Annotated in this window: 13 protein-coding genes; 10 read left to right on the plus strand and 3 right to left on the minus strand. The window is 73.4% G+C overall.

Annotated elements, in window-relative coordinates:
• Positions 1–39: 39 nt before the first annotated feature.
• The 3 genes from ACFU9E_RS28580 to ACFU9E_RS28590 all read right to left on the minus strand — a co-directional run bounded on the left by ACFU9E_RS28580 (position 40) and on the right by ACFU9E_RS28590 (position 1257).
• Positions 40–291, minus strand: coding sequence for a hypothetical protein (locus ACFU9E_RS28580; protein ID WP_380686025.1), 252 nt, complete (start codon positions 289–291; stop codon positions 40–42).
• Between the two features lie 146 nt (positions 292–437).
• On the minus strand, positions 438–812 hold the full coding sequence (locus tag ACFU9E_RS28585; RefSeq protein WP_380686023.1) for an RNA-binding S4 domain-containing protein: 375 nt from the start codon (positions 810–812) through the stop codon (positions 438–440).
• A 40-nt stretch (positions 813–852) separates the two neighbouring features.
• On the minus strand, positions 853–1257 hold the full coding sequence (locus ACFU9E_RS28590) for a VOC family protein (protein WP_380686021.1): 405 nt from the start codon (positions 1255–1257) through the stop codon (positions 853–855).
• Positions 1258–1362: 105 nt separating this feature from the next.
• Between ACFU9E_RS28590 and ACFU9E_RS28595 the strand changes: the two genes are divergently transcribed.
• The 10 genes from ACFU9E_RS28595 (at position 1363) to ACFU9E_RS28640 (ending at position 11798) form a co-directional block, all read left to right on the plus strand.
• Complete coding sequence (locus ACFU9E_RS28595) at positions 1363–2586, plus strand: methyltransferase (RefSeq protein ID WP_380686019.1); 1224 nt, start codon at positions 1363–1365, stop codon at positions 2584–2586.
• 100 nt (positions 2587–2686) lie between these two features.
• Positions 2687–3715 carry an N-acetyl-gamma-glutamyl-phosphate reductase gene (gene argC, locus ACFU9E_RS28600; RefSeq protein WP_380686017.1) on the plus strand — a complete coding sequence of 343 codons (1029 nt, stop codon included), beginning with the start codon at positions 2687–2689 and terminating at the stop codon, positions 3713–3715.
• Positions 3712–4884, plus strand: a complete 1173-nt coding sequence (gene argJ, locus ACFU9E_RS28605; RefSeq protein ID WP_380686015.1) for a bifunctional glutamate N-acetyltransferase/amino-acid acetyltransferase ArgJ — start codon at positions 3712–3714, stop codon at positions 4882–4884. The genes argC and argJ overlap by 4 nt, the downstream gene beginning before the upstream one ends.
• Positions 4885–4972: 88 nt before the next feature.
• Positions 4973–5848 (plus strand): acetylglutamate kinase, encoded by an 876-nt coding sequence (gene argB, locus ACFU9E_RS28610; protein WP_380686027.1) that lies wholly within the window; start codon positions 4973–4975, stop codon positions 5846–5848.
• Positions 5845–7053 carry an acetylornithine transaminase gene (locus tag ACFU9E_RS28615; protein WP_380686013.1) on the plus strand — a complete coding sequence of 403 codons (1209 nt, stop codon included), beginning with the start codon at positions 5845–5847 and terminating at the stop codon, positions 7051–7053. The genes argB and ACFU9E_RS28615 overlap by 4 nt, the downstream gene beginning before the upstream one ends.
• A 17-nt stretch (positions 7054–7070) precedes the next feature.
• A complete protein-coding gene (locus tag ACFU9E_RS28620) occupies positions 7071–7619 on the plus strand; it encodes an arginine repressor (protein ID WP_380686011.1) in 549 nt (182 codons plus the stop codon).
• A 187-nt stretch (positions 7620–7806) separates the two neighbouring features.
• A complete protein-coding gene (locus tag ACFU9E_RS28625; protein ID WP_355370819.1) occupies positions 7807–9000 on the plus strand; it encodes an argininosuccinate synthase in 1194 nt (397 codons plus the stop codon).
• 89 nt (positions 9001–9089) lie between these two features.
• Positions 9090–10523, plus strand: coding sequence for an argininosuccinate lyase (argH, locus tag ACFU9E_RS28630; RefSeq protein WP_380690288.1), 1434 nt, complete (start codon positions 9090–9092; stop codon positions 10521–10523).
• 113 nt (positions 10524–10636) lie between these two features.
• Complete coding sequence (locus tag ACFU9E_RS28635; protein ID WP_380715456.1) at positions 10637–10894, plus strand: hypothetical protein; 258 nt, start codon at positions 10637–10639, stop codon at positions 10892–10894.
• 403 nt (positions 10895–11297) lie between these two features.
• Positions 11298–11798, plus strand: coding sequence for a GNAT family N-acetyltransferase (locus ACFU9E_RS28640; RefSeq protein WP_380688940.1), 501 nt, complete (start codon positions 11298–11300; stop codon positions 11796–11798).
• Positions 11799–12239: the final 441 nt, after the last annotated feature.

Genomic DNA, 12239 nt, shown 5'->3' on the forward strand with positions numbered 1-12239 from the left:
TCGGCGACGGGGTGCGTCGCCGACCGGTCCGCGGCGCGATCAGGCCCAGATGGAGAGGCGGGCCGTGTACGGCGGGAAGTCGAGGACGTCGCAGAAGTACGAGACCGCCTGGCCCCGGGCCACGTAGGCCTTGCCCGCGGCGTGGCACGCGTCACCGCTCGGGTACATGCCGACGTAGACGTAGCCGGTCGTCTTGGTGGTGGACGCCTGGGCGGCGGGGGCGGCCATCAGACCGCCCGCCGCGAGCAGGCCGGCCAGGGCCATGGTGGAAACCGCCTTGCGCATTGCCATGCCGGTGCTTTCCTTCCTCGGACACGAGCGCCGGACTGCCCGCCCGGCGCTTCGCAGCGAGCCTCCTCCGCCGCCGGGTCCAGGGCAATGGTCGAGACCAATTCGGCAGGAACCTGCCGTGGCCTGTGCGGCTGCCGGGGCAGCTGCTACCGCCGCCGCAGCTCGTCCATCTCCCGGCGGTCGCGCTTGGTCGGCCGCCCGGCGCCCCGGTCGCGCACGCCGGGCGCGGCGACGAACTCGCGCGCCGGGCGCGGCGGGCTGTTGTCCACCAGGCACTCCGCCGCGACCCCCGCGCCGACCCGCTTGCGGATCAGCTTCGTCACCACGACGACCCGCTCCCACCCCTCCACGCGCACCCGGACCTCGTCACCCGGCTTCAGCGCCTGCGCCGGCTTGGCCCGCTCGCCGTTGACCCGCACGTGCCCGGCCTTGCACGCCGCCGCCGCGGCCGACCGCGTCTTGGCCAGCCGCACCGACCAGATCCAGCTGTCCACCCGGACGCTTCCCTCGTTTTCGACCATCCTCCGAGCTTAGGGCCTCTCTTTCGGACCACGCCGGGCGTCAGCGCCGGCCGGGCGCCTCCTGGACGGCCCAGCCGTTGCCGTCCGGATCGCTGAAGAAGACGAACGAGTTCCACATCTCGCCCCGCCCGTCCACCCGGTCCCCGTCCTCGAAGTGCTGCACCGGGCTCACCTCCACGCCCCGCGCCACCAGCTCCGCGTGCGCCCGGTCGATGTCCGGCACCACCAGCTGCAGCCCCTTCAGCGAGCCGGCCGGCGCGTCCGTCAGCCCCGTGCCCACCACGATCGAGCAGCTGGAGCCGGGCGGCGTCAGCTGCACCACCCGCACCCCGTCCCGGATCCGGCTGTCGTGGTCGACGGTGAAACCGACCCGTTCCTCGTAGAAGAGCTTCGCCCGGTCGACGTCCGTCACCGGGACCACCACCACTTCGAGCTTCCAGTCCATGGCCGCGCCCCTTCCGTCGGGCCCTCCCAGTATCGACCGCCGCCCCGGTCCGCGCTCGGGCGCCGGCCGTCCGGCCCGCGGCCCGGTCGGCTAGCCTGGGCGGCGATGAACCACCTCGCCACCACCGCCGCCGCGACCCCCTTCCCGACCCCGTGGGGCGGCCTCGACCTCACCCGCCACCCCGAGGACCCGCGCGAGCGGCTGCGCGCCTGGGACGCCGCCGACGAGTACCTGCTGCGGCACCTGGCCGGCGAGGCCGACTCCGCCGAGGGCCGGCCCACCGCCCTGGCCGGCCGCGCCGTCACCGTCCTCGGCGACCGCTGGGGCGCGCTGACCACCGCGCTCGCCACCGCCCCCGCCGAGCGGGCCCCGGCCCGGATCACCCAGATCAGCGACTCGCACCTCGCCCAGCGCGCCACCGCGGCCAACCTCGCCCGGGCCGGCGCCGGCGAGGGCGCCGCCCGGCTGCTCACCACCCGCGACACCCCGCCCGGGCGGACCGACGTCCTGCTGGTGCGCGTCCCCAAGAGCCTCGCCCTGCTGGAGGACCAGCTGCACCGGCTCGCCCCGGCCCTGCGCCCGGACACGGTGGTCCTCGGCACCGGCATGACCACCGAGATCCACACCTCCACCCTGGAGCTCTTCGAGCGGATCCTCGGCCCCACCCGCACCTCGCTCGCGGTCCGCAAGGCCCGGCTGATCCTCTGCACCCCCGACCGGACGCTCGACCCCGGCCCCAACCCCTGGCCGCACCGCTACGCCCTGCCCGGCGACATCGGTCCCGCCTCGGGCCGCACCGTGGTCAACCACGCCGGCACCTTCTGCGCCGACCGCCTCGACATCGGCACCCGCTTCCTGCTCGCCCACCTGCCCACCGCCGCCCCCGGAGCCCGGGTCGTCGACCTCGGCTGCGGCAACGGGGTGGTCGGCACCGCCGCCGCCCTGGCCGCCCCCGGCGCCGAGCTGGTCTTCGTCGACGAGTCGCACCAGGCGGTCGCCTCCGCCGAGGAGACCTTCCGCGCCAACCTCGGCCCGGACGCCCCCGCCGAGTTCCTCACCGCCGACGCGCTCGCCGACGCGGGCCTGCCGGCCGGCTCGGTGGACCTGGTGCTCAACAACCCGCCGTTCCACTCCCACCAGGCCACCACCGACGCCACCGCCTGGCGGATGTTCACCGGCGCCCGCCGCGCCCTGCGCCCCGGCGGCGAGCTGTGGGTGGTCGGCAACCGCCACCTGGGCTACCACGTCAAGCTGCGCCGGCTGTTCGGCAACTGCCGCACGGTCGCGGGCAATCCGAAGTTCGTGGTGCTCAGGGCCGTCAAGCGCTGAGCGGCGCCGCACCGGTCCGGCCCGAGGGCCGCCCTGCGCATACTCCTTGCATGAATGTTCCGTGCTGCGTATATTCATGCCACGACGAAGGAGGAACGCCATGGCATTGCGAGTCGCCGTCGCCGGCGCGAGCGGGTACGCGGGCGGTGAGGTGCTGCGCCTGCTGCTCGGCCACCCCGAGGTGGAGATCGGGGCGCTGACCGGCGGCTCGAACGCGGGCACCCGGCTGGGGCTGCTCCAGCCGCACCTGCTGCCGCTGGCCGACCGGGTCCTGGAGCCGACCACCCCGGAGGTGCTGGCCGACCACGACGTGGTGTTCCTGGCGCTGCCGCACGGCCAGTCCGCCGCCGTCGCCGAGGCGCTCGGCCAGAACGTGCTGGTCGTCGACTGCGGCGCCGACTTCCGGCTGAAGGCCGCCGCCGACTGGGAGCAGTTCTACGGCTCCGCGCACGCGGGAACCTGGCCCTACGGCCTGCCCGAGCTGCCCGGCCACCGCGCCGCGCTCAAGGGCAGCAACCGGATCGCCGTCCCCGGCTGCTACCCGACGGCCGTCTCCCTCGCGCTGTTCCCCGCCTACGCGGCGGGCCTGGCCGAGCCCGAGGCGGTGGTCGTCGCCGCGTCCGGCACCTCCGGCGCCGGCAAGGCCGCCAAGACCCACCTGCTCGGCAGCGAGGTGATGGGCAGCGTCAGCGCCTACGGCGTCGGCGGCGTCCACCGGCACACCCCGGAGATGGCCCAGAACCTCACCCCATTGGCGGGCGAGCCGGTCACCGTCTCCTTCACGCCCACCCTCGTCCCGATGCCGCGCGGCATCCTCGCCACCTGCTCCGCCAAGGCGAAGCCCGGGGTGGGCACCGAGGAACTGCGCGCCGCCTATGCCGAGGCGTACGCCGACGAGCCGTTCGTCCACCTGCTCCCCGAGGGGCAGTGGCCGCAGACCAGCAGCGTCTACGGCTCCAACGCCGCGCTGGTGCAGGTCGTCCTGGACCCGGCCGCCGGGCGGATCGTGGCGATCAGCGCGATCGACAACCTGGTCAAGGGCACCGCCGGCGGCGCGGTGCAGAGCATGAACATCGCCCTCGGCCTGCCCGAGGAGCTGGGCCTTCCCGTGAACGGAGTCGCACCGTGACCGACCACCAGAACGTCGGCGTCACCGCCGCCCAGGGCTTCCGGGCCGCCGGCGTGACCGCCGGGATCAAGGCCTCCGGCACCCCCGACCTCGCGCTCGTCGTCAACGACGGGCCCTCGCTCGCCGCCGCCGGCGTCTTCACCTCCAACCGGGTCAAGGCAGCCCCCGTGCTCTGGTCCGAGCAGGTGCTCAAGGGCGGCACGGTCTCCGCCGTCGTCCTCAACTCCGGCGGCGCCAACGCCTGCACCGGCCCGCTGGGCTTCCAGGACACCCACGCCACCGCCGAGAAGGTCGCCGAGGAGCTGGAGCTGAACGCCGGCGAGGTCGCCGTCGCCTCCACCGGCCTGATCGGCGTGCGGCTGCCGATGGACATCCTGCTGCCGGGCGTCGGCGCGGCCGCCGCCGCGCTCAGCGCCACCGGCGGCGAGCGGGCCGCGATCGCCATCAAGACCACCGACACCGTGCACAAGACCGCCCAGGTCACCAGCCCGGCCGGCTGGACGGTCGGCGGCATGGCCAAGGGCGCCGGCATGCTCGCCCCGGGCCTGGCCACCATGCTGGTCGTGCTGACCACCGACGCCGAGGCGGACGCGGGCGTCCTGGACGCGGCGCTGCGCGGCGCCACCCGCACCACCTTCGACCGGATCGACTCCGACGGCTGCATGTCGACCAACGACACCGTGCTGCTGCTCGCCTCCGGCGCCAGCGGCACCGTCCCGGAGCGGGCCGAGTTCGACGAGGCCGTGCGCACCGTCTGCGCCGACCTGGCCCGCCAGCTGATCGGCGACGCCGAGGGCGCCAGCAAGGACATCCGGATCGACGTCACCGGCGCCGCCACCGAGCAGGAGGCCGTCGACGTCGCCCGGGTGATCAGCCGCAACAACCTCCTCAAGTGCGCGATCCACGGCGAGGACCCCAACTGGGGCCGGGTACTGGCCGCGATCGGCACCACCGACGCCGCCTTCGACCCCGACCGCCTGGACGTCGCCATCAACGGGGTCTGGGTCTGCCGGGACGGCAGCGTGGGGGAGGACCGCGACTTGGTCGACATGACCGGCCGCGAGGTCGTCATCACCGCGAACCTCAACGCCGGCGAGGCCGGGGCCAGCCTGTGGACCAACGACCTCACCGCCGACTACGTGCACGAGAACAGCGCCTACTCCACCTGACCGTCGCCAGCAGAGCCGGGGAAGCAGAACAGTGCAGATCGCACCCAAGGGCGAACAGGCCCGCAACAACACCGCGTTGCCCAAGGCCATGACGCTCATCGAGGCCCTGCCGTGGCTGGAGCGCTTCCACGGCAAGACCGTGGTGATCAAGTTCGGCGGCAACGCCATGGTCGACGAGGAGCTCAAGGCGGCCTTCGCCAAGGACGTCGTCTTCCTGCGCTTCGCCGGCCTGCACCCCGTGGTGGTGCACGGCGGCGGCCCGCAGATCAGCGCCCAGCTCGACAAGCTCGGCCTGGAGTCCTCCTTCACCAACGGCCTGCGGGTCACCACCCCCGAGACCATGGACGTGGTCCGGATGGTGCTCGCCGGGCAGGTGCAGCGCGAGCTCGTCGGCCTGCTCAACCAGCACGGCCCGTTCGCGGTCGGCCTGACCGGCGAGGACGCCCACACCATGACCGCCGTCAAGCGGTACGCGGTCGTGGACGGCGAGCAGGTCGACATCGGCCTGGTCGGCGACATCGTCAACATCGAGGCCGGCGCGGTGAAGGGCCTGATCGCCGACGGCCGCATCCCGGTGATCTCCTCGATCGCCCGCGGCGCCGACGGCCACGTCTACAACATCAACGCCGACACCGCCGCCGCCGCCCTCGCGGTCGCGCTCGGTGCCGAGATGCTCGTGATCCTCACCGACGTCGAGGGCCTCTACAAGGACTGGCCGCACTCCGACGACGTGATCAGCCAGCTCGACGCCTCCGAGCTGGAGGAGCTGCTGCCCACCCTGGCCAGCGGCATGCTGCCCAAGATGGAGGGCTGCCTGCGGGCGGTGCGCTCCGGCGTCGGCACCGCCCGCGTGCTGGACGGCCGGGTGCCGCACAGCCTGCTGCTGGAGATCTTCACCGACGAGGGCATCGGCACGATGGTCGTGCCGGACGACGAACCGACCGTGACCGGGGGACTCGCATGACTTCCAACGCCCAGCTCACCGAGCGGTGGCAGCACGCCTTCACCGACAACTACGGCACCCCGCGGATCCCGCTGGTCCGCGGCGAGGGCAGCAAGCTCTGGGACGCCGACGGCAAGGAGTACACCGACCTGCTCGGCGGCATCGCCGTCAACGCCCTCGGCACCGCCCACCCGGCGGTCGTCGAGGCCGTCACCCGGCAGATCGCCACCCTCGGCCACGTCTCCAACCTGTTCATCGCCGAGCCCACCGTCGCCCTCGCCGAGCGGCTGCTGCACCTGGACGGCCGCCCCGGCCGGGTGTTCTTCTGCAACTCCGGCGCGGAGGCCAACGAGGCCGCCTTCAAGATCAGCCGCCGCACCGGCCGCACCCACCTGGTGGCCCTGCAGGGCGGCTTCCACGGCCGCACCATGGGCGCCCTGGCGCTCACCGGCCAGCCCGCCAAGCAGGACCCGTTCCGCCCGCTGCCCGGCGACGTCACGCACGTCCCGTTCGGCGACGTCGAGGCGCTGCGCGCGGCCGTCACCACCGAGACCGCGGCCGTCTTCCTGGAGCCGATCCAGGGCGAGAACGGCGCGATCCCGCTGCCCGACGGCTACCTGGCCGCCGCCCGCGCGATCACCCGCGCCACCGGCACCCTGCTGGTCCTGGACGAGATCCAGACCGGCGTCGGCCGCACCGGTCACTGGTTCGCCCACCAGGCGTTCGAGGGCATCGAGCCGGACGTCGTCACGCTGGCCAAGGCGCTCGGCGGCGGCCTGCCGATGGGCGCGGTGCTGGCCTTCGGCGAGGCGGCCGAGCTGCTCACCCCGGGCCAGCACGGCACCACCTTCGGCGGCAACCCGGTGGCCGCGGCGGCCGGTCTCGCGGTGCTGGACACCATCGCGTCGCAGGGCCTGCTGGAGCACGCCCGCAAGATCGGCGACCGGCTGCGGCACGGCGTCGAGGCGCTCGACGACCCGCTGGTCTCGCACGTGCGCGGGGCCGGGCTGCTGCTGGGCATCGTGCTCACCGAGCCGGTGTCGGCGAAGATCCAGGCGGGCCTGCAGGAGGCCGGGTTCCTGGTCAACGCCGCGGTGCCGGACGCGGTGCGCCTCGCGCCGCCGCTGGTGCTGACCGAGCAGGAGGCGGACGCCTTCCTGGCGGCGCTGCCGGCCGTCCTGCGGGCCGTCCGCGAGGACGCCCCGGACGATGCGAACCGAGCGTAGTCCGGGAGAATAATCACATGACCGTACCCAACTCTGAGCAGTCCGCCACCGGCCCGACGCCGCAGGTCCCGCAGACCCGCACCGCGCGCCACCGGAGGATCGTGGACCTGCTCACCCGCCAGCCCGTGCGCTCGCAGAGCCAGCTCGCCAAGCTGCTCGCCGACGACGGACTCGTGGTCACCCAGGCCACCCTCTCCCGGGACCTGGACGAGCTGGGCGCGGTGAAGATCCGCAACCGGGACGGCGCGCTCATCTACGCCGTCCCGGCCGAGGGCGGCGACCGCACCCCGCGCGCGCCGATGGGGGAGTCCGCCACCGAGGGCCGGATGGCCCGGCTGGCCGGCGAGCTCATGGTCTCCGCCACCGCCTCGGGCAACCTGGTCGTGCTGCGCACGCCGCCCGGCGCGGCGCAGTTCCTGGCCTCGGCGATCGACCAGGCGGAGGTGTTCGAGATCATCGGCACCATCGCCGGCGACGACACCGTCCTGCTGATCAGCCGCGACCCGGCCGGCGGCCAGGCCCTCGCCGACCACCTGATGCAGCTCGCCCAGGCGAAGGCGCAGTAACCCCGCTCCACCCCCTGCCCCACTTCCTGCTCCACCCTCTGTTCCACCCCGGTGGGCCCGGCTCCGGCCGGGCCCACCGGCGTATCCGGAACCCGCCCGTTGGACCGGGTTTTGAGTTTCATACGGAGTAGTGCATACTTATGCCTATCGCCGTAAGCCTGTTCGCACAGTTGTGAAGGAGAAAGCCGTGACCGAGCGCGTCGTACTCGCCTACTCGGGCGGTCTGGACACGTCCGTCTGCATCGGCTGGATCGCCGAGGAGACGGGCGCGGAGGTCATCGCCGTCGCCGTCGACGTCGGCCAGGGCGGCGAGGACCTGGACGTCATCCGCCAGCGGGCGCTGGACTGCGGTGCCGTCGAGGCCGAGGTCGCCGACGCCCGCGAGGAGTTCGCCGACGAGTACTGCCTGCCGGCCCTCAAGGCCAACGCCCTCTACCAGGGCGAGTACCCCCTGGTGTCGGCCCTCTCGCGGCCCGTCATCGTCAAGCACCTGGTCGCCGCCGCGCAGAAGCACGGCGCCACCACCGTCGCCCACGGGTGCACCGGCAAGGGCAACGACCAGGTCCGCTTCGAGGTCGGCATCAACTCCCTCGCCCCGGGCCTCAAGTGCATCGCCCCGGTCCGCGACTACGCGATGACCCGGGACAAGGCCATCGCCTTCGCCGAGGCCAAGGGCCTGCCGATCGCCACCACCAAGAAGTCCCCGTACTCGATCGACCAGAACGTCTTCGGACGGGCCGTCGAGACCGGCTTCCTGGAGGACATCTGGAACGCCCCGATCGAGGACGTCTACGAGTACACCCAGAACCCGGCCGTCCCGCGCGAGGCCGACGAGGTCGTCATCACCTTCGAGGCCGGCGTCCCGGTCGCGATCGACGGCCGCAAGGTGACCGTCCTGCAGGCCATCGAGGAGCTCAACAAGCGGGCCGGCGCCCAGGGCATCGGCCGCCTCGACATGGTCGAGGACCGGCTGGTCGGCATCAAGTCCCGGGAGATCTACGAGGCCCCCGGCGCGATCGCGCTGATCACCGCCCACCAGGCGCTGGAGAACGTCACCGTCGAGCGCGAGCTCGCCCGCTACAAGCGGCAGGTCGAGCAGCGCTGGGCCGAGCTGGTCTACGACGGCCTGTGGTTCTCCCCGCTCAAGCGCGCCCTCGACGGCTTCGTCAACGAGGCCAACCAGCACGTCTCCGGCGACATCCGGATGGTCCTGCACGGCGGCCGGGCCGTCGTCAACGGCCGCAAGTCCGAGCAGTCGCTCTACGACTTCAACCTCGCCACCTACGACACCGGCGACACCTTCGACCAGTCGATGTCCAAGGGCTTCATCGAGATCTTCGGCCTCTCCTCGAAGATCGCCGCCCGGCGCGACCAGGGCTGATCCGCCCCCGGCCCCGGCCGCGCCCCCCTTCCCGGGGGCCGGCCGGGGCCACCCCCTCCACCTTCCCGCACGTCAGTAAGGAGCCGTCGATGTCCGCCGACCAGCCCGCAACCGGTGGCGACGTCCGCCTCTGGGGCGCCCGCTTCGCCGACGGCCCGTCCGAGGCCCTGGCCAGGCTCTCCGCCTCGGTGCACTTCGACTGGCGCCTCGCCCCCTACGACATCGCCGGCTCCAAGGCCCACGCCCGCGTCCTGCACAAGGCCGGCCTGCTCACCGACGACGAACTCGCCGCCATGCACGACGGGCTCGACCGGCTGCTCGCCGACGTCGAGGCCGGCACCTTCACCGGCACCATCGCCGACGAGGACGTCCACACCGCCCTGGAGCGCGGCCTGCTGGAGCGCCTTGGCCCCGACCTCGGCGGCAAGCTGCGGGCCGGCCGCTCCCGCAACGACCAGATCGCCACCCTCTTCCGGATGTACCTGCGGGACCACGCGAAGACCATCGGCGGCCTGCTGCTCGACCTCCAGCACGCCCTGGTCGGCCTCGCCGAGGCCCACCCGGACACCGCGATGCCGGGCCGCACCCACCTCCAGCACGCCCAGCCCGTGCTCTTCGCCCACCACGTCCTCGCGCACGTGCAGGCCCTCGGCCGCGACGCCGAGCGGCTGCGCCAGTGGGACGCCCGCACCGCCGTCTCCCCCTACGGCTCCGGAGCCCTGGCCGGCTCCTCGCTCGGCCTGGACCCGCAGGCCGTCGCCGCCGACCTCGGCTTCGAGGGCGGCTCGGTCGGCAACTCCATCGACGGCACCGCCTCGCGCGACTTCGTCGCCGAATTCGCCTTCGTCACCGCGATGATCGGGATCAACCTCTCCCGCATCGCGGAGGAGGTGATCATCTGGAACACCAAGGAGTTCGGCTTCATCACGCTGCACGACGCCTTCTCCACCGGCTCGTCGATCATGCCGCAGAAGAAGAACCCCGACATCGCCGAACTCGCCCGCGGCAAGTCCGGCCGGCTCATCGGCAACCTCACCGGCCTGCTCGCCACCCTCAAGGCCCTCCCGCTCGCCTACAACCGCGACCTGCAGGAGGACAAGGAGCCGGTCTTCGACTCCTGCGACACCCTTGAGGTCCTGCTGCCCGCCTTCACCGGCATGATGGCCACCCTCACCGTCCACCGCGAGCGGCTGGAGGAACTCGCCCCGGCCGGCTTCTCCCTCGCCACCGACATCGCCGAATGGCTCGTCAAGCAGGGCGTGCCGTTCCGCGTCGCGCACGAGGTCGCCGGCGCCTGCGTCAAGGAGTGCGAGGCCCACGGCATCGAGCTCGCCGACCTGACGGACGCGCAGTTCGCCGCCATCTCCGCGCACCTCACCCCGGAGGTCCGCACCGTGCTCAGCGTCCACGGCGCCATCGCCTCCCGCAACGGCCGCGGCGGCACCGCCCCCGACGCCGTCGCCGTCCAGCTCACCGAGGTCAAGGCCGACCTCACCGCCCAGCAGGAGTGGGTGACCGGCTGACCACCGGAGGTCCACCCGGAGGAGGGGCGCGGCGGACGAACCGCCGCGCCCCTCCCGCGCGCACGCCACCGGACGGCCGTAACCGGCGGAGCCCCCGCCGGGTCAAGCACGGCATGTGCACCGAGCTCCCGCTCCACCCGTCCGCCGAGGACGAGGTCCTCGCCGGCCTGCGCCGCCGTCTGGTCCGCGAGGCCGTCGCCGCCCTGCCCGGACGCTGCCCGCAACTGGTCGCCGCCCTCGCCGAGGACCCACCGCCGACCTACCGCGAGCTCGCCGACCGCCTCGGCATGCCGCGCGGCTCCATCGGCCCCACCCGCGCCCGCTGCCTCGCCTGCCTGCGCGCCCTGCTGCGCACCGAGCGCCACGCCTGACCCGGCCGGCCGTGACCCCGCCCGCCCGCGCCCCGCCGCCGCGCCGCCGTCACCCCCGCGCCGTCACCCGCCCGGCCGGGCGTGACCCTCGCCACGTCCGCCCCTCCCGTCACCCGCCCGGCGGGGCGTGACCCTCGCCACGTCCGGCGGCCGCGAGGTTGAGCTGAGCTGACACACGGGTAAGGCGCTGGCGAACGCCGCTCTTGACGGTGACGTGCCCGCCCCGATACTGACCGTGGGCGCGTTGCCGCCGACACGGCCCCACCAGGGCCGTGCGGACCGGTACGTTCGTGCGCCACCCCGGTCTGGGCGGATCCCCGGCCGGGACAACACCTCCGGCAGGGAAACCGGTGCGACACCCTCACGACCGCGCGCCGGAACAAGGATGGGGAGGCCCCCGCACATGGGCATGAGCGTCATCATTTCGACCGCCGACACGGACGACGCGGAGCAGATCCTCAAGCTCCAGTACCTCGGCTACCAGAGCGAGGCCGAACTCTACGGGGACTGGGCCATCGAGCCGCTGACCCAGACCCTGGACAGCATGCGCACCGAGCTGACCGAGCAGCACGTCCTGGTCGCCCGCCTCGGCGACGAGGTCGTCGGCACCGTCCGCGGCCATGTCGGCGCCGACGGCGTCGGCCGGATAGGGCGCCTGGTCGTCCACCCCCGCATGCAGCGCCACGGCCTCGGCGGCCGGCTGCTGGAAGCCCTCGAACAGCGGCTCGCCGAGCACGGCGCGGTGACCTCCTACCGGCTCTTCACCGGCCAGCGCAGCCTCGGCAACCTGCGCCTCTACGCCCGCCAGGGCTACCGGCAGACCACCGTCGAACGGGTCAGCGGCCGGCTCACCCTGGTGCACCTGGAGAAGCCCGCCACCGCCGCGCTCGCCGCCACCGCCTGAACCCCGTCCGGACTCCGCCCGGGCCCCCCGACCGTCGCGGTCCTCGTCGGCGCCGCCACCATCCGGACCACGGTGGCGGCGCCGAGCCGCATCACCGCAGCTCAAAGCCAGTGCTGTCCGAATTGCGGACAGCCTTGCCAAATAATTGGGGTTCCCCCGGCCCATCTGTTTTACTGGCTCACATGACTGCGACGACGAAATGGACCCCCACCGGCACACTGCCGGCAGGTGAGCGTGCCATGTGCCGTCGAATGTGTCACCGCTGAGGGCCACCGCCCCCGGCACCCGTTGAGAGTGCCAATCCTCGCGCCCCGAAGCGAGAACCCCGCGCCGCTCCCGTCCGTGTGAGCGCGCCCACTCCCGCCGCACCCGTCACCCCCCATCCGTCCGCCCGCCCGCGGACACGGTGAACCGCCAGGGCCGCGCCGTCGCGCGGTCCGG

Origin of the sequence: Kitasatospora sp. NPDC057595 (assembly GCF_042800875.1) — a bacterium.
Taxonomy (GTDB): domain Bacteria; phylum Actinomycetota; class Actinomycetes; order Streptomycetales; family Streptomycetaceae; genus Kitasatospora.